This is a genomic window from Rhodococcus sp. P4_F5 (assembly GCF_056401315.1).
The window spans coordinates 1-21,271 of record NZ_JBFUJP010000064.1 but is presented as its reverse complement, the minus strand read 5'-3'; the positions used below and the strand labels follow the sequence as shown (position 1 = coordinate 21,271).

The following is a 21,271-nucleotide window of genomic DNA, read 5'->3' as shown; positions in this document are numbered from 1 at the left end:
GCTCGGACCTACCGTCGAGCCGAGAGCCCGGCGAGATGGCCGACACACAGCGAGGAGAATGTGAAATGACAAACACGGAATTCGAACTAGGTGGCGTGTGCCACCTGGCGCTGGTGTGTCAGGACATGGAGCGCACCGTCGACTTCTACACCAACATCCTGGGCATGAAGCTGTCCATGACGCTCTCCCTGCCCGGTGGCGGCCAGCACTTCTTCTTCGACATGGGCGGCGGCCAGTTCATCGCGTTCTTCTGGTTCGCCGACGCTGCCCCGCACGCCCCCGGCATCGCGGCGCCCGCGGCCATCCCCGGTATCGGCAAGGAGATCGCGTCGGCACACGGCTCGATGAACCATGTCTCGTTCAAGATCCCGCTCGACAAGTTCGACGAGTACAAGGCCAAGCTCGAGGCCAAGGGTGTGCAGACCGGACCGATGCTCAACCACGACAAGTCCGAGCGCGGGATCAGCCTCGAGGACAGCGACTCCACGTTCGTGAAGTCGATCTACTTCTTCGACCCGGACGGCATCCTGCTCGAGTTCGCGGCGTGGACCCGCGAGCTGCGCGAGGACGACGTCGCGCACGCGCCCCGGACCGCGGACGGCGGCCTCGGAGCTCCGGTTGGGGCTGCTGCGAAGTGAGCGAGATGCTCGCGCTCGCAGACAAGATGTTCACCGCCCTCAGTCGAGGCGATATCGCCGTCCTCGACGAGATCTATCACGCGGACGTGAAGATCTGGCACAACTGGGACAACGCCGAGCAGTCCCGTGAGGACAACCTCAGTATCCTCTCGGGCATCCCCACCCGCTACGACGACTTCGGCTACGACGAAGCCCGCTGTACCGCCCTCGAGGACGGCTTTGTGCGCCAGCACGTCATCCGGGCGACTATCGGGGACAAGACCGTCAACGTCCCCACCATCTTCAGGGTGTTCGTCGACGGCGGCAAGGTCCGCCGCATCGAGGAGTACCTGGACGCCGGCGAACTTCGCAAGGTCTTTGCCTGAATAGAGACGCGATCAAGGAAAGCCCCGCCGATCGATTCGATCGGCGGGGCTCTTTCCATGCCTCACCCTTGCTGCGCAGGAAGATTCGTTCTATTCCGAGATCACAGGAAGAACGCGGCGACCTCGTCCACCGCCTGGGCCAGTGCGGCGGCGATCTCCTCGCGGGTCACGTCAGACATCCGACTCTTGGGCGTGGAGACGTTCAACGAATAGTGCGCCCCGCCGTACTCGCCGAGCGAGACCGACACCGACGCAACTTCGTCCTCGGACTCCTCGTCGCTCGTGGCGAACCCGACCCGGCGGACCTCCGCGAGGTGGCGCAGCAGAACCGACCGCTTGGTGATCGAGTGCGAGGTCAGGCCCGTCAACTTCTCCTTGGGGTAGAGCTCGCGCACCCCACTGTCTTCCAGCGTGGCGAGCAGCGCCTTGCCCGACGACGTGCAGTGCGCAGGCATGGTCATGCCCATGCGGGACCCGACACGCACCGCCCGAGCACTCTCGACCGAGTCCACGAAGGTCACCGTGTTCCCGTCGAGCCGGGCCAGATGAACCGTCTCGCCCAGGCTGGCCGAGAGCCGCTCGAGCACCGGATGCACCCGCGCCCGAACGTCGGTCTGGCGCAGGACCGCGAACGCTATCGTCGTCAGGGCCGGGCCCGGCTCGTAGGCCCGCGAGCCCTCGACCTGACGGACGAACCCGCGGTACTGCAGCATCGCCAGTAGCCGGTGCGCAGTCGACGAGGCCACCGAGAGATACTCGCTCACCTCGGTCAGCCGGATGCTGCGACGATCGCCGAGCAGCAACAGGATCCGAAGCGCGTTGTCGACAGACTCGATCGGGTACTGCGGACGATTCGGAGGTGCATCTTCCTTTGCAGTCACGCAGGTAGGGTAACGGCAGGGGTGCGCAACACGTTCTTGGTGACCTTGCCCGAGGCGTTTCGCGGCAGCGAATCGACCAGCACGAGCTCGGTCGGCAGCTTGTAACGAGCCAACCTTTCCCCGGCCCAGGTGCGCAACGCCTCGATGGTCAGATCCGCCGCACCCTGCTTCAGCGCGACCACCGCGACCGGGGTCTCGCCCCATGTCTCGTGCGCCCTGCCGATCACGGCAACCTCGGCGATGTCGGGGTGGCCGGCCAGCGCGTTCTCGACCTCGGCGCAGTAGATGTTCTCCCCGCCGGAGATGATCATGTCCTTCGCGCGGTCCACGACATAGATGAAGCCCTCGTCGTCCATCCGCACCAGGTCACCAGAGTGGAACCAGCCGCCGGCGAAGGCCTGCGCCGTCGCCTCCGGGTTGTTCCAGTACCCGGACATGAGCCCCGGGCCGCGGTAGACGATCTCCCCGACCTCACCGGGCTGCACATCCACCATGTCGGGGTCGACGATGCGGGCCCAGACCCCGGGCACCGGGCGCCCGACGGAGCCGAGCTTGCGGCGTGAGTCCTTGGCCTCCAGCACGCACGTCACCGGGGACATCTCGGTCTGCCCGAAGAGCGCGAGGCTCGCCGCGCCCGGCAGAACCTCGCCCATCTTGCGGAGCAGGGTGTCGCTGGCCGGCGCCGCACCCCAGGAGCTGACACGGAGCCTGGACAGGTCACGCGGCACCCGCTCCTGCTCGTCGCAGACCGCCTGCCACTGAGTGGGTACGAGGAACGTCGACGTGACCCGCTCGCGCTCCGCGACGTCGAGGAGGGCGCCCGCGTCGAAGGAGACGCTGGGCATGACGACCATCGTGGCGCCCATCAGGATCGCCGGCGCCACCAAGCCGAGGGTGCCGATGTGAAACAGCGGCGCGGCGCAGAGGCTGACCTCGTCGTGCATTTCGAAGCGGAACGCCATCACGTTCGTGGCCGCCTGCGCGGCCAGGTTGCGATGTGTCAGCACGGCGCCCTTGGGGCGTCCGGTGGTGCCCGAGGTGTACATGAGCAGCGCAGGCGCCGACTCCTCGGTCACGGCGATCGAGGCGCCCGAACCGGGGTGGGCGACGAGGACGTCGTACGGCGTTGCGCCGCCGGCACTCTCGTCGATGCCCTCACCGACCTGGAAGACCAGGACCTGGCCCTCGGCCTCCGCGGACGCGGCGATTCCGGTGGCGCTCGCCTGCTTGTCCACGAAGAGGACGACAGACCCGCTGTTGTCGAGTGTGAACGCCACCTCGCCGACGCTCAGTCGGAAGTTGATCGGCACGGCAATAGCACCGATCCGGTTGGCGGCGATGATGATCTCGATGTACTCGGCCTGGTTGCCCATCAGCAGCGCAACGCGGTCGCCGCGGCCCACGCCGCGCTCGGCGAGTGCGGCAGAGACGGCAACCACTCGCTGCTGAAGCTCCGCCCAGATGATCCGGCGGTCGCCGAACACAATGGCCGGCAGGTCGCCGCGCTCGAAGGCGTGCCGTGCAACCTGGTTGACCCAGTGCTGCTTGCGTGCGAGCCCCAGCTCGTCGTTCTCGGTGCTCATCACCACTGCGCCTTGGGGAAGCGCTCGGCGATCCAGTCGCACATGACCTCGGCGACCTTCTCGCGGGCGCCGGCCGGCTCGACGAAGTAGTGATCGCCCGGCAGGTCCTTGCGCTGCTTGTCGGTGCTGGCGATGGCGTTGTACAGCGCGTCCGCATCGCTGGGGAACACGCCCGTGTCGCCGTCAGGGTTGATGACAAACGCAGGCACAGTGATCTTCTCCATGTGCATTTCCGCGCGGCACTGGGATTCTTCGAGACTCCACATGTGCAGCCAGTTCCGCAGCGTGCTCCCGGCACCTATGCCGCGGTCGCCGCGATTCGCCGCGGCAGTCGAGCCGCGGTAGCACTCGCCCGCAGGCCGACTGCTCGGCTCCAGCGTCGCGTCGACCATGCGGGGGTCCGCCCAGGTACGCGGAACACCGAAGTGCCGGTCGAAGTAGCCAGCGGCGGTGACCCGGGCAAGCTCTTCCCGGGCCCACGCGGTGATCCGGTGGTTGCGAGCAACCTGCGCAGCACGGTATCGCTCGATGAACTCCTCGGAGTACGGCGGGCCGTTCTCGGGGTTGAACAGGTCGAGTTCGGGGTCGGTCAGCGTCGGGTCGTTCTCGTCTACGACGGCCGCGTCCAGCCACGAGGTCAGCACATCGGGCCGGCCGCCGTGCGCGGCGAGGGAGATGTAGGCGTCGCCGGGGATGAGCTCGTCGATACCCAACGCAGGTTCCATATCTCGGGCGGGACGGATGCACGACTCGACGGCTTGCGCCTGGTAGGCCGCCATCAGCGACCCGCCGCCGGAATTGCCAAGCAGGATAACCTGATCCACACCTGCATGTTCCTTCAACCAGCGGACGCCCACGCCGATGTCGACCAGGGCCTGGTCGAGATTGAAGAGCTCCTCGTAGCCGCGGTAGCGGGTGTTCCAGCCCAGGAAACCAATGCCTCGCGCAGCCATGAACTCGGCGATGTAGTGCTCCGAGAAATCAATCTGGTAGTGCGTAGCGATCATCGCGATGCGCGGCTTCTTGCCGGCCGGCGTGTAGTAGATCCCCTGGCACGGGTAGCCGCCGGCCCCCGCGCGCTTCGCGCCCGGGGACTCGCTGCTGACAAATTCCTTGTGGACGGTCGGGCTGGTGGTAGCGCCGGACATGGTTAGACAACCTCGTATTCATTGAGACTTGCGTACTTCTTCAGGTGCGTAAACATCAAATCGACCCGTTCGAGGACGATTGGATCCGTCAGCCGGCCCTGCTCGTCAAAGTGATTGGGCGCGAAACTGAGGAGAATCTCGGGCCCCGGCAACACCGGGGACCGCGAGAAGACGAAGGTGTGGCGCAGTTCGAACTGGCTGCGCGCTGTGCCGAGGCGGCCGGGCGTCGCGCCCATGAGCGCCACCGGCTTGCGCTCGAGCGCCGAACTGCCGAGCGGCAGCGAGAGCCAGTCGAGCGCGTTCTTCAGGACGCCGGGGATGCCGCCGTTGTATTCCGGCGTGGCGATGATCAAGGCATCGGCGGCCGCAACTTCCGCGCGCAGCGCATGGACGCTCTCCGCCTCGTTGCCGATGTGATCCTCGTTGAACAACGGAATGTCGCCCAGCAGCTCCGTGATCCGCAAATCGACATCGGCGGGTGCTAGTTTCGCCGCCGCTTCGAGGAGCTTGCGATTCCACGAATCTCGGCGGAGGCTGCCGGCGATTCCACAGACAACAAAACGATCGTCACTCATTGTGCAGCTCCCAGATAGGCCGCGACGACTGCCTCGTCGCGGATGACCTCGGCGGGCCTGCCGAGGGCGATTCTATGACCGAAGTTGAGGACACAGACGCGGTTCGAGATGCCCATGACCATCTTCATGTCGTGCTCGACGAGCAGGATGGCAACGCCGAGGTCCCGGTTCACCTGCACGATGGTCTCGGTCATCTCGGCGGTCTCGTCGTGGTTCATACCCGCGACGGGCTCGTCGAGCATGATCAGCCGCGGTTCCATCGCCAGCGCTCGCGCCAACTCGATGCGCTTCTGCGTGCCGTGCGGCAGCGATCCGACGGGGGTGTCGGCCAGATGCTCGATCTGCATCAGGGCCGCGACCTCGCGAACCTTCTCCTTCGCGGCCTTCTCCTCGCGCGCAGAGCGGCCCAGCCACAACATGTTCTCCAAGGCCCCCGCGTGCATCGCGTTGTGCCGCGAGAGCAACAGGTTGTCCAGCACTGTCATCGCCGGGAAGACCTCCACATTCTGGAAGGTCCGGGCGATGCCCTTCTTCGCGATCTTGTGAGCCGGCATCCCGAGGATCTCCGCGCCCGCGAAGCGCACCGAACCGGACTGCGGTGCGTACACGCCGGTGATGCAGTTGAACAACGAGGACTTGCCCGCACCGTTCGGACCGATTACGGAGAACAGCTCGCCCTCGGCGATCGAGAAGCTCACGGCATCAATGGCTTTCACACCGGCAAAGCTCAGGGAAAGGTCCTCGACCTCCAACAGGTCGGCACGCGTCTCAGACATGCTGGATCGCTCCTTCGGTTTCGATGCCCGTGGCCGGCGCTGCAGGCGCAGGCTCGGCTGCGTCCACGGCCGACGCACCCAGGTAGAGTTCCGCGATTTCCGCGTCGCCGCGCAGGTCCTCCGCCTTGCCCTCCTTGACCACCCGGCCGCCTTCGAGGACATATCCGTATTGGGCAATCGCCATCGCCATTGCCGCGTTCTGCTCGACGAGCAGGATGGATGTGCCTTCCTTGTTGATGTCGACGATCACGTCGCGGACATCCTCGACGATTTTCGGCGCCAAACCGAGGCTCGGCTCGTCGAGCAGGAGCACCTTCGGCTGGGACATCATCGCCCGCCCGATCGCGAGCATCTGCTGCTCGCCGCCCGAGAGGTAGCCGGCTTTGCGCGCCATCAGGTCGCCCAGACGCGGGAAGTGGTGCAGCACCCGCTCCCGCGCCTCGAGTTCCTGTGCCTTGCGATAGCGCCGGACGTATCCGCCGCTCGCGAGGTTCTCCGCCACGGTCAGGCCGGGGAACACCTGCCGGCCCTCGAGCGCCTGCGCGAGCCCCGCCTTGACGCGCTTGGACGAGCGCTCGTTGGTGACGTCTTTACCGAGCAGTTCGACCTTGCCCGCGGCGACGACGCCGCCGTGGATGCCGAGCAGACCCGAGACCGCGCGCATCAGCGTCGACTTGCCGGCACCGTTGGGCCCGAGGAGGCTGACGATCTGGCCCTGGGGAACCGTGAGGCTCACGTCCTCGAGCGCCAGCGAGGCTGCACCGTAGCGGACGCTGAGGCTGTCAATGTTCAGCGAGTTCATTTGCTACCTCCGGAGACTCGGGCTCGGATCCAGTCGACAGGTCGTTTGAAGAGCGCGACCAGACCCTTGGGCTCGAAGATGAGGACCAGCACGATCACGAGGCCGTACAGGAACTGGGAGAGCAGGGGCGCCGTGATGCCGCCGTCGGCGCTCGCGTCCTTCGAGACAAACGGAAGGTACGGCGAGACCACGTTGACCATCTCAGGCATCGCCTTGATGAAGAATGCGCCGAGAATCGCGCCCGCGACCGAGCCCATACCGCCGATGACGACCATGGCGATGAAGTCGACGGAGACCATCATCGTCCACTGGCTCGGCGTGAAGTAGCCCATGTAGGACACCAGCAGCGCGCCGGAAACACCGGCGAGGGCCGAGGAGACAACGAAGGCGACGACCTTGGTCCTGGTCACAGGAATCCCGGCGACGCCCGCGGCGATGTCCCGGTCTCGGACCGCCATGAAGGCGCGACCGAGCCGCGAGCGCTTGAGGTTCCAGGTCAGCACGGTGACGATGAGCAGCACTGCCAGCGCGAAGTACCACCAAGCCTGGAACGAGGTCAGGATCTCCTCGCCTCCCGACGACCGGTAACCGTCCAGCAAGTCCTGCCCATTGATCTCGACCGCAGGGGCCGTCCGACCATTGACACCACCGCTCATACTGGTCCAGGTCTCCCAGACGTACGTGCCGATGAAAATCAGGGCCAACGTCGCAACCGCCAGGTAGAGCCCGCGGATGCGCACTGCCGCAGGACCGACGAGGGCACCAGCGAGTCCGGCAACCACAGCGGCTGCAGGCAACCACACCCAGACCGGCAGTCCCACATCGACTCCCAGCCACGCTGAGGTGTAGGCACCGATCGCCATGAATACCGCGTGGCCCATCGAGATCTGACCGGCAAATCCCGTGATGACCTGCATGCCGAGGGCGCCGACTGCCGCAATCAGCGCGAAGATTCCGACGCCCATCCAGAGGTCGGACGGCACGACCCAGGGCACCAGCAGCATCGCCACGACCCACACCGCAACCCATACACGCGTGCTTCGCTTCTTGGTCCGCACGACGTCAGCCGGACCACCTGCGGTGTCGTCGTCGACGGGTGCGGGTTCGAGAGTTGTTGTCATCGGTCAGACCCTTTCAACGCTTTTACTGCCGAAGAGTCCGTACGGTCGGACCACCAGCACGGCGAACATGACGATGTAGGGCAGGACCTCGTGCAGTCGGCCGCCCCCGATGTCCGACAGGTAGTAGGACCCCATCACCTGAATCAGGCCGACGATCAAGCCTCCGACGATCGCGCCGACCAGCGAGTCCATGCCACCGATCACGATCGCGGGGATGGCAAGCAGCGCCACGATTCCCAATGACGGCGAGACGACCCGGGGGAAGGACGCCAGGAAGACGCCGGCCACCACGGCAAGGAAGGCCGCGAGTCCCCATGAGAGGGCGAACATCCGCCGTACGTCGATTCCCTGTGCGAGCGCCGCCTCCTGATGACTGGCGGTCGCGCGGAGCGCCAGTCCGTACGGGGTCTTCTGGAAGAAGTAGGCCAGTCCGGCGAGGACCACAACGGAGGTGCCGATCGTCACGATGCCACTCCAAGGCAACACCACGGAGCCGACATTCACTGTGCCGGAGCCGACAGGGCCCGCCGAGCCGTGTGTGCCGACGCCCCAGATCATCAGGATCGCCTGGTGGAGCATGATCGAGATGCCCAGTGTCGCGAGCACGACGGTGGTCACGGATTTGCCAACCATGCGGCGGAGGAAGACCGCCTCGATCAGGACCCCGAGGACCACGACGATGACGGCCGCGATGACGAACGCCAGCCCCCAGGGCATGAAGGCCATCAAGGCCAACACGCAGTAGGCGCCCAGTGCCACGATCTCGCCGTGGGCAAAGTTGAATGTGTGTGAGCCCTTGAACATGATCACGAACCCGAGGGCGATCAGTCCGTAGACCATTCCCAGGGCGATGCCCTGGAAGCCGAGCTGTAAGAAGAGCGACATTTCCCCTTCTACTCCTTTGGTCGAACATTGTGTGGCACTTGGGCTCCAGACGGGCGATGGGTAGTACTTGTGCGGCGTCGAGGCGCCCGCCGTCCCGGGAAGCGGGCACCTCGACGCTCGGCTAGAAGCCGTTCGCGGCGCCCCAGGCCTTCGCCTCGTCGGTGGCCTTGAAGTCTGCGACCGGGATCATCATCCCGGCGGCATCCACACGGTTCACCCGTGTCTCGTAGCTGACAATCGAGTCGCCGTCCTCGAGGTTCACGGCAGGCAGGATGCCACCGAAATCGATCTCGAGGCCTTCCATCGCCGCCAGCACGCCGTCGCGGGTGAGGTCCTTGTTCTCACAGGCCTTTTCGAGCACTGCCTGGGTTGCCACGCCGCTGAGCCAGCCGACGACCTGAAAGTTGCTCGGCTGCTCGTTCGGCGCGTACTCCGCCAAGGCCGCCTTCATGTCCGCGATGCCCGGGACCTCGTCAGCGAGCACGCCGTAACTGGCAGACACGTAGAAGTTGTCCAGCAGGCCCGCGAGCGGCTTGGCCAGCGCCGCGTTCCATGCGGCCGAGTAGCCGACCCACTTGGGCTTGAAATCAAGCTGCGCCGACTGGCCGACGATGCTCGAGGTCTGAGCCATCGTGTTGCCGAGGATCACCACCTGAGCGCCGGACTTCTTCAGGTCCGCGACCTGAGCCGTGAAGTCGTTGTCCGTCGGGGTGTACGCCGGGCTGGCGACCATCTCCACTCCGTCGATCTTGTCCGCGGCGAACTTGACGGCGTCGGCGTAGATCGCGCCGTACTCATCCGCGGGGGTGATCACAGCGACCTTCAGCGGGTTGGTGGCGCTGGCACCGGCCTCCTGGGCGGCCCAGACGAGGCCGTTGATCAGCTCCACCTCGAAGGGCGGCGTGTAGATGGAGACCTTGTCGAGCTTGATCGCGGCGGTGTTGAGCGAGGATGCGAAGGTGGGCATGTTGTCCTTCGCGATGTTGTCCTTGATGGCCATCATCGCCGGCGTTCCAACCAGCTGCGGCATCATCACCACCTTGTTGTTGATGGCGCGGTACTGCTGCGTGGCGACCTGGGGGTCGTACTTGGTGTCCATCTTGTGCAGGACGAGCTTGCGGTCGCAGACGCCACCCGCGGCGTTAACTGCGTCCACCTGTACCTGCATGCCCACCGTGGCCGAGGTGGCCGCCTGGGCGAGCGGACCGGAGTAGTCGGACAGCAGCGCCAGGTTGATCTCGGTGTCGGTCACACCGATGCCCATCTTGACGCCGCCGGCGCCTGTGGAGGCGCCGCTGTCGGCCCCACCGCAAGCGGTGAGCGTGAGCATCGCGGCGACCGCGACAACCGGAACCGCCTTCATCGAGACCATCAAAATACCCCTCTTGGAATCTGTGACGTGACGCACATCGGATCAGCGCTCCAGTGCATTCAACAGCCCCGCAGCCCTTCCGTCAATACCTGATTAGCGCTCGATAAGCTCCAAACGGTAGTGCTTTCACCTGCACATATCTGTCTACAATCCTCTGTGCAGAAAGATCTTCTGCCAAACATGCAGGTCCTCGTCACGCAGGGAGAGTTCCGGAAATCAGACAGGACGGTCGTCCAATTCAGCCCCGGCGCCGGGATCCACTCAGAGAAATCTCCGGCGCTGCGCCGACAGACCCAGCCCCAGCGCGAGGGGGCAGAGCAGTCGCCCAGAGAATCCGGGCGGGTAGGTCGACGGACAACGGACGACATGGTCAGAACATCTGGGTCAGATATGCCGAACACCTCCGGAGGCACCCGAGAACCGGGGCGCCAACCTCCCGCCTCTCGGCGAGGGGGGCCGTCGACCGCCCCCTACGCGCACCTCCGGAGGCATTTGCCAAGCATTGACTCAAATCAGATCGGTCGAATGGCGTGTGGTCCCCGACCGTCAGAAACCGCTTGCCTCGCCCCAGGCGCGAGCCTGATCGGTCTCGGCCCAGTCGGTGGTAGGGATCAGCAGGCCCTCGGCGTTGATGCTGTTCATCCGGCTCTGGTAGCTGACGACCGAGTCGCCGGTGCCGAGGTTGACGGCAGGCAGGATGCCACCGAAATCGATGTTGAGGTCTTTGACTGCAGCCAGCACGCCCTCTCGCGTGAGATCCTTGTTCTCACAGGCCTTCTCCAGCACCGCCACGGTGGCCACGCCGCTCAGCCAGCCGGCGACCTGGAAGTTGCTCGGCTTCTCGTTCGGCGCGTACTGCGCCAGAGCGGCATTCATGTCCTTGATGCCCTGGACGTCGTCGTTCAGGGCGCCGTAGCTGGCGGAGATGAAGTAGTTGTCGGTCAGACCCGCGAGCGGCTTGGCCAGCGCAGCGTTCCAGGAGCCCGAGTAACCGACCCACATCGGCTTGAAACCGAGCTGGGCGGACTGGCCGATCAGGCCGGGGGTCTGGGCCATCGTGTTGGCCAGCAACACGACCTGGGCGCCGGAGTTCTTCAGCTCGGTGGCCTGGGCTGTGAAGTCATTGTCGGTGGGGCTGTACGTCGGGCTGGAGACGACCTCCACGCCGGGAATCTCCTTGGCGGCGAACTTGACCGCGTCCGCGTACGACGTGCCGTATTCGTCCGCGGCCGCAAGGACGCCGACCTTGAGCGGGTTGGCGGCGCTGGCGCCGGCCTTCTGCGCGGCCCAGACAAGGCCGTTGACCAGTTCCACCTCGAAGGGCGGGGTGTAGATGGAGACATCCTCGAGCTCGAGCGCCGACGAGTTCAGCGAAGCGGAGTAGGTCAGGATGTCGTCCTTGGCGATGCTGTCCTTGATGGCCATCAGCTGGGCCGTGCCCATCACCTGCGGGATCATCACAACCTTGTTCGAGATGGCGCGGTACTGCTGAGTGGTGATCTGGGGATCGAACTTGGTGTCCATCTTGTGCAGGACGATCTGGCGTCCGCAGACGCCACCAGCAGCATTGACCTGATCCAGCTTGATCTCCAGGCCGATCGAGCCGGAGGTTGCCGCCTGGGCGATCGGGCCGGAGTAGTCGGTGAGGATTCCGAGATTGATCTCGGAATCGCTGACACCCTTCCCGGCCTTGACCCCGTCCGCACCTGTGGAGTCTCCACCGTCCGACCCACCGCAAGCGGTCAACGCGAGCATCGAGGCGATTGCGAGGGCTGGAACAGCTTTCCTCAACATCTTCAGTACGTCCCTTCGGGTTGTGACCTGACCCACACCGAACCGGCGGTCCCGAGCATTGAACAGGGACACAGGCCGCCGAGTCAAGGACTTCACTAGCGATCGATAAGCACAAGATGCAGTCGCTCAACCTGGGCTGATACTTAGAAGTTTCCTTGTGCAGAGGATATTTCTTCTGCGAGCGCCTGAGCGGGCCGCGCGGGCAGGCAGACCACATCAGCAACGAAGCTGAACTGAATTCGGCAACGGTGCCGAGAAAGAACTGCCGGTGACATACCGAACGGGCCAACGTCACACCACCCGAGGCGCCTAGTCGAGCCGGGACACCTCGTGGCGCCAAGCGGCGCCCAAATTGAGACCAGCACCCAGGTTCGGCAAGTCCGCCAGATCCTCGGCACCGATCGGCACCAGCGTGCCGCCCGCCGAGACGATGGACAACGACAGCGAGGCGATCACGTCGACAGAGATGGCGCGAAGCACCGCCTCCTGCACCGACGCGCCGGTGGACGTGAGGCCATGACCGCGCATGAGCACCACCGGCCGATTACCTAGGGAATCGGCCACATCGTCGCCCAGGGCAGGGTTGTGAATCAAAGCGGCCCTTGGGAATACGGGCACTCCGCCGTGTGCCAGCACCGCTCCCGGGATGTCGTAGGCCCCGACGATGGGCAGGATGGGCAGCCCCGCGAGATCGGCGGCTACGACATTGTGCGGGTGCGCGTGAACCACAGAGGTGACATCCGGACGGCGCATGAGAATCCGGCTGTGCAGCGGCAACTCGTACGGCACGGTGTAGCCGCCGTCCAGTTCGCCGGCAGCACCCGGCTCACCGGTGAACCCCACCAGGCGGATGTCCTCGGGGGTGGTGTGCAGCAGCCCGCGCTCCTGCGGACCCCGACAGCGGATCAGCATCCGCGACTCGTCGATCCGGAAGCTGATGTGCCCCAAGATCCCCGGGGCCAGCTGCCGGGCGGCGAGCACCCGGCAGCCCTCGGCCACCAGCACCCGGAGCTCGTCGAGTTCCCCGGGCCTCATGCCTGCACCGCCGTGCCGGCGATCTGTGCGTGGACCAGGTCGGCCGGGCCGCCGGCGGCGATGGTGCGCCGCAGCTGGACCGAGGCCTTAGGCCAGTTCACGGTCAACCCGCCGCTGGCCCGCCCGTCCGTGTCCTGCCAGATCGCGGCAAGCCGGAAGGGCTCCGACTGCTCCACGACGACCGGGGTGCCCGTGATGTCGCGGGTGCCGAACAGCTGAATCTTCCAGTCGTACTGGTCGCTCCAGACGTAGGCCACCGGGTCGTGCGGGACGAGGGCATCGGGTGCGAAGATGTTGTGCGCCACGCAGTTCGCCTGCTCCACCGCGTTGGTCCAGTGCTCGACTCGGGCCGCCTTCTCCTGCCGTGGCTGGTACCACCGGGCGATGTCGCCGACGGCGAAGATGTGCTCGGCGCCGGCCACGCGGCCGTACTCGTCGCACTCCACGCCGTCGTCCAGCGCCAGGCCCGAGGACTCCAGCCAGCGTGTGTTCAGCAGCGCGCCGATACCGACGACGACGGCGTCCACGAGGACCCTCGCGCCGTCGGAGAGTTCGGCCCGCATGCCACCGTCCACCCGCTCGAGGCTGGATACCGTCGTGCCGAAGCGCGTGTCCACCCCGTTCGCGCGGTGCAGCTCTGAGAAGAGTTGTCCCAGCTCATCTCCGACCACCCGCGCCATGGGTGTGGGGGCCGGGTCGACGATCGTGACCTCGATGCCCTGCTTACGGGCGAGCGAGGCCACCTCGGCACCGATGAATCCGGCTCCGACGACCAGCAGCCTGTTCGCGCCCCGCAGGCTCACGCGCAGCGCGCGGGCGTCCGCGATGGTTCGGAGCACGTGCACGTCGGGACCAGTCCACGGCGATGGCCGCGCGGCCGCGCCGGTGGCGATGACCAGCTCCTCGTAGCCGAGAACAACCCCGTCGTCCAGCACCACCTGATTGGCCTGCGGCCGCAATTCGACTGCAGCCCTGCCCAATACAAGCTCGATGTCGAGCTCGCGCGCCTCCTCTGCGGTGAGCAGTGGAACGTGTGCGTCGCCGTCGAGCGGGGCCTTGGACAGCGGCGGCTTGTCGTACGGCAGATGCGACTCGGCCTCGACGACCGTCACGGTCCCGGCGTAGCCCTCATTGCGCAGCGCGCGGGCCGTGCGGATGCCGCCGACCGAGCCGCCGACGATGAGAACCCCGCCGCTCACTCGTCCTCCAGCCAGAGGGCGTTGGCCGGGCAGCTCTTCGCCGCGGTCTCGACCCGCTGGCGGTCGGACTCGTCCACGCGGGTCTTGAGCAGCACCACGAGGCCGTCGTCGTCCATGTCGTAGACGTCGTCCGCCGCGACCACGCAGTTCGCGTAGCCCTGGCACAGTTCGAGGTTCGCCTTGAGAATTGCCATTTGGGATCCTTCCTTCAGTAGGTCGCGCGGACCACGGCGTTCAGACTTTGATGCCCATGCCGCCGTCCGAGTGGACGACGCGGCCGGAGATGCCGCGCGACCGTTCGGAGGCGAGGAATACGTAGCTCCAGGCATGGTCGAGGCCGTCGAGCGCGACGCCCAGCGGGTTGCGGCCCGCGAGTTCCTTCGCCCGGTCCGGGCCGTCGAGCCGGTTGTCGGTCAGGCCCAGCGTCGAGAGCCCGCTCAGGTCGGTCCCCAGGGTGCCGCCCGGGGCGACGCCGTTGACACGGATGTCGGGCGCCAGCTCGTACGCAAGGGTGGTGACCAGCCCGCGCACCGCGAACTTCGACGAGACATAGAGCGTGCCGCCGCGGCCCGGGTAGTACGCCGAGGTCGACTCGGTGAGCACGATGGAGCCGCCCGACTCGCGCAGCGCGGGTATCGCCGCCTTCACGCTGTGCAGGTGCGACTTGACGTTGACGGCGAACATCTCGTCGAACGCCTGGTCCAGCATGTCGGCGTCGATGCTCTCGAGCTTGCGGTAGAAGTCGAAGATGCCCACGCAGTTGACCAGGACGTCCAGCCCGCCGAAGCGGTCCACGACCGCCGACACCGCGGCGTTGTTGGCCGCCGCCTTGGTGGCGTCGCCCTGCACGACCTCGACCTCGGGGTGCTCGGCCGCGAGGGCCTCGCACTTGGCCGCGTCGAGCTCGAGCACACCGACGCTGGCACCCTCCGTAAGGAAGGCGTCGACCACGCCACGCCCGATGCCCGAGCCGGCCCCGACGATCAGTGCGCGCTTGCCGTCGAGCCAGCCGGTCACGAGGCGTCCTCGGTGGCGATGAGCGACTGGAACGGCTTGCCGACCATGGCCGAGAGCGTCGTCTCGTTCTGCCAGGTCAGGGCCTCCAGCTCGAGCGCGTCCAGGGTGATCCACTGACCGGACTTCGGCGACTCGATGAGCAGCCGCACGCCGTTGCGGGTGTGCACCTTCGAGATCCGCATGTCCGAGAACTCGTTCGCGATGACGATGGTCTCGCCGTCGCGCTGGTCCTGCAGGGCACCGAGCCGCGAGTTGGCCCGGGCCGCCGCCGCGGCGTCCTCCGCCTCGCCCTCCCAGGAGGGCTTCACAGGAACACCGCCAGGTTCTGCATGCGCAGCACGGACTCGTCCGCGGCGATGTGCCGGCGGGCGAGCCGCCAGACGTCGTCCTCGAGACGCAGCAGGTCGACGCGCCCGACCGAGAGCAGCGAGGGCTCCAGCACGTCGCCGCGGCTGCGGAACAGCAGGACAGCCGACTCCACGACGAGCTCGTTCTCATGCTCGGTCGCGAAGGTGCGGACGTTGGACAGGTGGTGGCGCAGGCGCGAGGGGGGGTCCTCTGCCCAGGCGTGGCCGGTGTCGAAGCGCGCGACGCGGCGGCTCAGCGAGTACTTGTCCTCGTCGAAGTGCGCCATGTCCTTGGCCGTGTCGTAGCCGGTACCCAGCGCCGTGGTGACGCGGATCGGCATGAAGTAGTGGATGTCCTCGGCGAGGGTGTCCAGCCAGGCGTCGTAGTCCTGCCGGTCGAGGATGTAGGTCTCCTCCACGAGCCAGCGGTGCGCCGTCAGGTGCCGCTGATCGTCGAACGCCAGCGAGGGACCCACTGCCGTCGTCGTCGACGCGGCCTGGCCCAGCGGAGAGCTGGCGGAGTCGATGGGGATGTAGGTGCTCATGGTTACGCCTCCACCTTCTCGCTGCTGCACTGCGCCGCCGTCTCGCTGCTGCACTCGCCGTCGACATTGGGAGCACCGACGTGGATGTTGGCCGGCACGGGCGCCGGCTTCTCCAGGTAGTCGGCCCACTCGTTGAGCAGGTGCCGCTGGTTGTATTCGCCGTAGCCGACGTGCGCGACGCCCGGACCGCAGAACTCGTCTTCGGTCAGGGGCTGCACCACTGGGCTGTCGTCGTGCAGCATGCCCATCCGACCGTTGAGCAGCAGACGGCGGGCCATCGAGCCACCGGCGGTGTTGGTCAGGGAGACCCAGTTCTCGACGTCGTCCTGCTCGAACATGCCGCTGGAGCCGAAGCACATCAGGTAGGCCTTGTAGGAGAGCTTCTTGAACTCCTCCGGGGCTTCCTTGTCGACGACGAACCAGGACAGGACCTCGGTCTCGTCGGCGCTGATGGGCTGCCACTGACGGATGGAGATGAAGGGCAGGACGTCGTCGCCTTCGGCGACCTTCGGCCAGTTGTGGACCAGGCTGATGTTCGGGAACACCGAGGCGGCAGAGATCATGAAGCCGTCGCGTCCGATGACGTCGACCTGCTCCTGGGACCACTGCTCCTTCATGCGCTCGACCATTTCGTCGGGATAGCCGACGTAGTTCATCTTCTCTTCGAAGGTTCCCGGGGGCAGCTTGTACGTGGTGCCGCCACCCTTGCCCGCCCAGTACGTGTTGCCGTCCTTGCGCTTCTCCGCTTTCGGTTCGCGGAACAGGCCGATCTCGACGACGCTCGTGTGGGTCTGCGGCGTGTGGTACATGTCGCCGGCGAAGTTCTCGGCGCCGATCTTCCAGTTCGCCTTGACTCGCCAGCGCTGCGGTCCGCGGACCTCGACGCCGCTGGCGCTCTGCTTGGTGTAGTAGTCGAGGTAGAACTTGAAGTCGCCGAGGAAGTCCTCGAGCGGCTCGGCGTCCGGGTCCATCGACACGAAGATCAGCCCGTTGTAGATGCCCAGGCTGGGCGCGGGCAGCAGTCGCTGTCCCTTGCGTGCGAAGCCTTCCTCGCCGCCGTAGGCCTCCTTGTGGAACGGCATGCCGACGATGCGGCCGTCGTTCTTGTAGGACCAGCCGTGGTACGGGCAGCGGAAGTGCGAGGCGTTGCCCTGCTCGGCGCGGCACACCTGCATGCCGCGGTGCAGGCACATGTTGAACATCGCGTGGATCTCGCCGGACTGGTCACGGCTGACGATGAACGAGTTGTCCATGACCCGGCGCACGACGTAGTCGCCGATCTGCGGCAGCTCCGACTCGTGGGCGACGAACATCCACGCCCGGCTGAACAAGCGCTCCTTCTCCGCCTCGAAGACCTCGGCGTCGTTGTAGATGTGGGCGGGGAGCATGCCCCGCCGGACGTTGGCGAGGACGTCGGCCGCATCACGCATAGGACCTCACTTCAAGAGAAAGTTTCTGGTTTACAGAAATTGATTCTGCACCGCGACTCCGATTGAGTCAACCACTCTTCCAACGGCGAGCGGCGTGGATCCGGTCGGACCCGAGCCCCGGGCGCGCACCCGACGCCGGCTGTGCGCGGGGGCCACCTACGCAGCAGCAACATCCAGCGCCTCGAGGCCCCACCCGACAGAGGGCGGCGCTGAAACAGTGAACGCGCGACACCGGTGCGAAATCGGCCGTTCGAAGGCGTCGGGCCACCACGACCTCCAGTGGCCAGTTCGCAGACCGTGCGATCGGAGACGCGCCGACCCGGCCGTCAGGCCGTCGATCGACAACCAGCGGCGAGAACGCTCTACCGCACCCCGCACTGCGTCGAATCCACCGCAGCATCCGGGACTGGGCTCGGATCTTCCGCCTCGAGACCCGTTAACGCGCAAGCGATCTGATCGATCGATTACGCCGGAGCCGAGGAATCCGTCCTGCAGATCGCCGGGTCCAGTTTGGCGAACGTCGAGCCTTGCCGACAGACATCCCCTCTGCTATAAATCTCCTCCAGTGAGCAGAAACGTGTTCTGCAACACAGTTGAGGCGCGCCAGGACTGCAACCGCCGACGCATCACATCCATGAACTTCAGCCCAAGAGGGTCCCGAGCGCTAGCCCGAAGGAATGACCGAATGACCGCTGAACAGACCATTGATCCGATAGTTGCCCAAGTCCGAGCCGACAACCGGCGACGCGCCTGGAGCATGACGGGGCTCGTCGTATTCCTCTACGTCGTCAACTTCGCCGACAAGGCCATCCTGGGCATCATCGCCCAGCCACTGGCGCGGGAACTTGGGCTGAGTTCCACCCAGATCGGCATGGTCGGCTCACTCTTCTTCCTGACGTTCACGATCGGGGGCTTCCTCGCGGGCCCGTTGAACAAGTATCTGACGTTGCGCTGGGCACTGCTGATCCTGGCCGCGGTGTGGTCGGTGGTGTTGCTGCCCCTGGTGGTCGCAGCCAGCCTGGTCACCCTCATCGCTGGTCGTATGCTCTTGGGCCTCGCCGAAGGCCCGAGTTCCGCGCTCATGCACACAGCGACCTACTCCTGGCATCCACCCGCCAAGCGCGGGCTGCCAGGAGCGTTCCTCATGGGATCAGGGTCAGTCGGGAAGATCCTGCTCGCCCCGGTCCTCACCTATCTCACAGTCAGCTACGGCTGGAGAACAGCTGTCATCGCGTTGACCTTCCTCGGCCTTGCATGGTCGGTATGTTGGCTGATCGGATGGCAGGAAGGCCCCTACACGGGGAAGTCGCCGAAGTCGCACGGCGACGACGAGAACGCCGAGCCGAGTGTTCCGTGGCGAAAGATCTTCCTGACCCGCACGTTCCTGAGCTGCTCCGCGCTGACCGTCTTTGTCTACGCATTGACTACCGTCGTGCTGACCTGGCTCCCCTCGTATTTCGAAAAAGGTCTCGGCTACAGCGCAATGCAGGCTGGGTCCATGTTCGCGATTCCATCCGTGATCGCCCTGGTCTTGATGATCGTCTCGAGCACCTTGACCGACCGGTCGATGGCAGCGGGTGGGCGGTCCCGAACCTCACGGATCATCGTTCCGTGCGTCGGTGTTCTCATCGGCGGTTCCATCCTGGCGGCTCTGCCCCTCTTCGACGTGCCGATCGTGACGGTCATAGCCCTGTCGATCGGCTATGCCTCCGTGAGCATGGCCTTCCCGCTTCTCAACGCCGCCATCTCCGAACTGTGCCCGCCTCAGCAGACAGCCGGCACCATGGGCGTGTTCCTCGCGACGATGGCGGTCGGCGGACTCGTTGCGCCCTATGCCACTGGCGTCATCGTTGACCGTGCCGCTACTCCAGCCGCCGGATACAGCTTGGCGTTCCAGGTAATCGGCGTCCTCGCCGCCGTCGCCGCCGTCGGGGTCCTGATGCTTGCGGATCCGGACCGCGACCGCCGCGCCATCCGCGGCTGATCATCACGGCCACCGGGCTGCCGAAGCGGGTCGTGGAACGCAAAGTGCAGTCGCACAGCGGCTGCGGCTTCATCATGTAGCACCCGATCGGCAGCGACATCGCCGCCGAGTTCAAGAAGTTCCATGCCCGGAAGGAGGGGCACCTTCGGACGATCTGACGATCCGAAGGTGCCCTTCATCCATTTCCAGCCCTGTACAGAGCGTGGGCGTTCCGGTCTGAATCCGACAGTGTCTCCCGTGGAACCGCGCCGCGGCGCAGCGCGTCCAATCTCCTGACGGACCCTTTCCGCGAGCCCCAGGAGGCCGAGACCATGCCAGGCCACGTGTATGTCTCACCCGACGCGCTGAACTCCGCCGCCGCCCAACTCGAGGCCCTCGCGCAACGTCTGCGGTCCGCGCTCGACGCCAACGCCGCCGCCCTGCACCTCGCGCCCGCCGGCAGCGAGGAGGTCTCCACCATGGCCGCCGCGGCCTTCAACTCGGTCGCGGACAGCTTCCTGCCCGCCGCGTCGACGGGGATCGCCGAACTGGTCACCGCCGCGGCCACCCTGCGCGGGCACGCCGCCGAATACACGGACCTCGACCACTCCTTCGGCACCGCGCTCGACGCGGGCGCCTGAGCACCGACCCGAGGAGACACCGACATGACCCTGGGATTCACCGGCGTGGTCTGGCTGCCGCGTGGTGCCACCGTGAACTCGACCGCGCTCAACGCCGGCGTCGGCCCGGTCGCGCTGACCGCCGCGAGCGCCGCCTGGACGGCACTGTCCGCCGCCCTGACCGACGCGACCCTGACGATGACCAGGGTGGTGGCCGAGCTGGGCGTCGGATGGGAGGGCCTCGCCGCCGACGCCGCGCTGGCGAAGCTGGTGCCGTTCCACGCGTGGACGCAGGAGGCGGGCGCACTGGCCGCCGTCACCGCGGGCAAGGCCGGCGCCGAGGCCACCGCCCACACCGTCGCCCGGCTCGCGATGCCCAGCATCGCCGAGATCGCGGCGGTGAAGACCGCAAAGGTGTTGGCGCACACCGTCGGCGGGCCGCTGGTCGGCGCTGGCGCCGCCGCGGAGGCCGCGGACCGGGCCATGGATGTGCGGGCCGGGCTGGTGATGGAGGCGTACGAGGCCGCGTCGACGGCGGCAGCGTCGCCCCAGCCCTTCACTCCCCCACCACCGTTGGCGAACGGGCCACGGGACGCCGGCGGCGACGGACCCGCGGCGGCGACCGCCGGCAGTGCGTTCGACGACTTCCGGACCACCCCGGCCGGCGCCGCGGTGGCGGCCGCGCTGGCACAGAACCCGGCCGTGGTCGGCGCGGCGTCGCAGGCCGGCTCGATCGCGGGTTCCGGCCTGGGCGCCGCGGCCTCCACCGCCACGTCCCTCGCACCGAACGCGGTCTCCGCCCTCACCGGCGGCGTCGTCGGACCCGGTCCCGGCGCCACCGGTCGTGGCGAGGGCACCGGTGGGCACGTCACCGGTGCGCGCGGCGAGGGCGGCCCTCGTGGCGGCCACGGCGGACCGGGATCGACGGCAACCCGGGCGGTCGGGTTCAGCGGACGTGGATACTCCGGCAGCGCAGGTATTTCCGGCACCGCAGTCGATGCCGACGGGTCGGGATACTCCGGAGGCGCGGCATCGGCCGGGGGCAGCAGCCAGCTCGGCGGCGGGGCGGCCGGCGGGGGCACCGGCCATGCCCCCGGCGCCGGAACGACGCCCCTCCCCGACGCRTTGCGCCCGGACCAGTCGCGCGCCGACGCGGCCGCGGCGTCGGGGCGCGG

General features: G+C 66.7%; 22 protein-coding genes. 5 read left to right on the top strand and 17 right to left on the bottom strand.

Going from position 1 to position 21,271, the window contains the following annotated elements; genetic code table 11:
• Positions 1–65 precede the first annotated feature (65 nt).
• Positions 66–638, top strand: a complete 573-nt coding sequence (locus AC1DU4_RS20650; protein WP_477842984.1) for a VOC family protein — start codon at positions 66–68, stop codon at positions 636–638.
• Positions 635–1,003 carry a nuclear transport factor 2 family protein gene (locus AC1DU4_RS20645; RefSeq protein ID WP_477842982.1) on the top strand — a complete coding sequence of 123 codons (369 nt, stop codon included), beginning with the start codon at positions 635–637 and terminating at the stop codon, positions 1,001–1,003. Before AC1DU4_RS20650 ends, AC1DU4_RS20645 begins: the two co-directional genes overlap by 4 nt.
• A gap of 101 nt (positions 1,004–1,104) precedes the next feature.
• Here AC1DU4_RS20645 and AC1DU4_RS20640 read toward each other — a convergent pair whose 3' ends face one another.
• The 17 genes from AC1DU4_RS20640 to AC1DU4_RS20560 form a co-directional block, all read right to left on the bottom strand.
• Positions 1,105–1,884 (bottom strand): IclR family transcriptional regulator, encoded by a 780-nt coding sequence (locus AC1DU4_RS20640; RefSeq protein ID WP_477842980.1) that lies wholly within the window; start codon positions 1,882–1,884, stop codon positions 1,105–1,107.
• Positions 1,881–3,467 (bottom strand): long-chain-fatty-acid--CoA ligase, encoded by a 1,587-nt coding sequence (locus tag AC1DU4_RS20635; protein WP_477842978.1) that lies wholly within the window; start codon positions 3,465–3,467, stop codon positions 1,881–1,883. The genes AC1DU4_RS20640 and AC1DU4_RS20635 overlap by 4 nt, the downstream gene beginning before the upstream one ends.
• Complete coding sequence (locus tag AC1DU4_RS20630; RefSeq protein ID WP_477842976.1) at positions 3,467–4,615, bottom strand: alpha/beta hydrolase family protein; 1,149 nt, start codon at positions 4,613–4,615, stop codon at positions 3,467–3,469. The genes AC1DU4_RS20635 and AC1DU4_RS20630 overlap by 1 nt, the downstream gene beginning before the upstream one ends.
• Positions 4,616–4,617: 2 nt before the next feature.
• Positions 4,618–5,190 (bottom strand): NADPH-dependent FMN reductase, encoded by a 573-nt coding sequence (locus tag AC1DU4_RS20625; RefSeq protein ID WP_477842974.1) that lies wholly within the window; start codon positions 5,188–5,190, stop codon positions 4,618–4,620.
• The gene (locus AC1DU4_RS20620; protein ID WP_477842972.1) at positions 5,187–5,966 is read right to left on the bottom strand and encodes an ABC transporter ATP-binding protein; all 780 of its coding nucleotides are present in this window, start codon (positions 5,964–5,966) and stop codon (positions 5,187–5,189) included. Before AC1DU4_RS20620 ends, AC1DU4_RS20625 begins: the two co-directional genes overlap by 4 nt.
• Positions 5,959–6,768 carry an ABC transporter ATP-binding protein gene (locus tag AC1DU4_RS20615; RefSeq protein ID WP_477842970.1) on the bottom strand — a complete coding sequence of 270 codons (810 nt, stop codon included), beginning with the start codon at positions 6,766–6,768 and terminating at the stop codon, positions 5,959–5,961. Before AC1DU4_RS20615 ends, AC1DU4_RS20620 begins: the two co-directional genes overlap by 8 nt.
• Positions 6,765–7,772, bottom strand: coding sequence for a branched-chain amino acid ABC transporter permease (locus AC1DU4_RS20610; protein ID WP_477842998.1), 1,008 nt, complete (start codon positions 7,770–7,772; stop codon positions 6,765–6,767). The genes AC1DU4_RS20615 and AC1DU4_RS20610 overlap by 4 nt, the downstream gene beginning before the upstream one ends.
• 120 nt (positions 7,773–7,892) lie before the next feature.
• Positions 7,893–8,774 carry a branched-chain amino acid ABC transporter permease gene (locus AC1DU4_RS20605; protein WP_477842968.1) on the bottom strand — a complete coding sequence of 294 codons (882 nt, stop codon included), beginning with the start codon at positions 8,772–8,774 and terminating at the stop codon, positions 7,893–7,895.
• A gap of 121 nt (positions 8,775–8,895) precedes the next feature.
• A complete protein-coding gene (locus tag AC1DU4_RS20600) occupies positions 8,896–10,146 on the bottom strand; it encodes an ABC transporter substrate-binding protein (RefSeq protein ID WP_477842966.1) in 1,251 nt (416 codons plus the stop codon).
• A gap of 546 nt (positions 10,147–10,692) precedes the next feature.
• A complete protein-coding gene (locus AC1DU4_RS20595; protein ID WP_477842964.1) occupies positions 10,693–11,901 on the bottom strand; it encodes an ABC transporter substrate-binding protein in 1,209 nt (402 codons plus the stop codon).
• A gap of 348 nt (positions 11,902–12,249) precedes the next feature.
• Positions 12,250–12,975 carry a 3,4-dihydroxyphthalate decarboxylase gene (phtC, locus tag AC1DU4_RS20590; protein ID WP_477842962.1) on the bottom strand — a complete coding sequence of 242 codons (726 nt, stop codon included), beginning with the start codon at positions 12,973–12,975 and terminating at the stop codon, positions 12,250–12,252.
• Positions 12,972–14,174 (bottom strand): NAD(P)/FAD-dependent oxidoreductase, encoded by a 1,203-nt coding sequence (locus AC1DU4_RS20585; RefSeq protein ID WP_477842960.1) that lies wholly within the window; start codon positions 14,172–14,174, stop codon positions 12,972–12,974. The genes phtC and AC1DU4_RS20585 overlap by 4 nt, the downstream gene beginning before the upstream one ends.
• Positions 14,171–14,368, bottom strand: coding sequence for a ferredoxin (locus AC1DU4_RS20580; protein ID WP_031940479.1), 198 nt, complete (start codon positions 14,366–14,368; stop codon positions 14,171–14,173). The genes AC1DU4_RS20585 and AC1DU4_RS20580 overlap by 4 nt, the downstream gene beginning before the upstream one ends.
• A gap of 40 nt (positions 14,369–14,408) precedes the next feature.
• Positions 14,409–15,191: a 3-(cis-5,6-dihydroxycyclohexa-1,3-dien-1-yl)propanoate dehydrogenase gene (hcaB, locus tag AC1DU4_RS20575; RefSeq protein WP_477842958.1), complete on the bottom strand. Its 783-nt coding sequence runs from the start codon at positions 15,189–15,191 to the stop codon at positions 14,409–14,411.
• Positions 15,188–15,499, bottom strand: coding sequence for a hypothetical protein (locus tag AC1DU4_RS20570; protein ID WP_477842956.1), 312 nt, complete (start codon positions 15,497–15,499; stop codon positions 15,188–15,190). Before AC1DU4_RS20570 ends, hcaB begins: the two co-directional genes overlap by 4 nt.
• The gene (locus AC1DU4_RS20565; RefSeq protein ID WP_477842954.1) at positions 15,496–16,083 is read right to left on the bottom strand and encodes a 3-phenylpropionate/cinnamic acid dioxygenase subunit beta; all 588 of its coding nucleotides are present in this window, start codon (positions 16,081–16,083) and stop codon (positions 15,496–15,498) included. Before AC1DU4_RS20565 ends, AC1DU4_RS20570 begins: the two co-directional genes overlap by 4 nt.
• Positions 16,084–16,085: 2 nt before the next feature.
• Positions 16,086–17,513 (bottom strand): aromatic ring-hydroxylating oxygenase subunit alpha, encoded by a 1,428-nt coding sequence (locus tag AC1DU4_RS20560; RefSeq protein WP_477842952.1) that lies wholly within the window; start codon positions 17,511–17,513, stop codon positions 16,086–16,088.
• A 685-nt stretch (positions 17,514–18,198) separates the two neighbouring features.
• Here AC1DU4_RS20560 and AC1DU4_RS20555 point away from each other — a divergent pair.
• The 3 genes from AC1DU4_RS20555 to AC1DU4_RS20545 all read left to right on the top strand — a co-directional run.
• Positions 18,199–19,497 carry an MFS transporter gene (locus AC1DU4_RS20555; RefSeq protein ID WP_477842950.1) on the top strand — a complete coding sequence of 433 codons (1,299 nt, stop codon included), beginning with the start codon at positions 18,199–18,201 and terminating at the stop codon, positions 19,495–19,497.
• Positions 19,498–19,808: 311 nt separating this feature from the next.
• Positions 19,809–20,117, top strand: a complete 309-nt coding sequence (locus AC1DU4_RS20550) for a PE family protein (RefSeq protein ID WP_477842948.1) — start codon at positions 19,809–19,811, stop codon at positions 20,115–20,117.
• A 24-nt stretch (positions 20,118–20,141) separates the two neighbouring features.
• Positions 20,142–21,271 (top strand): PPE domain-containing protein (locus AC1DU4_RS20545; RefSeq protein ID WP_477842946.1); only part of this gene is annotated, 1,130 nt, incomplete at its 3' end.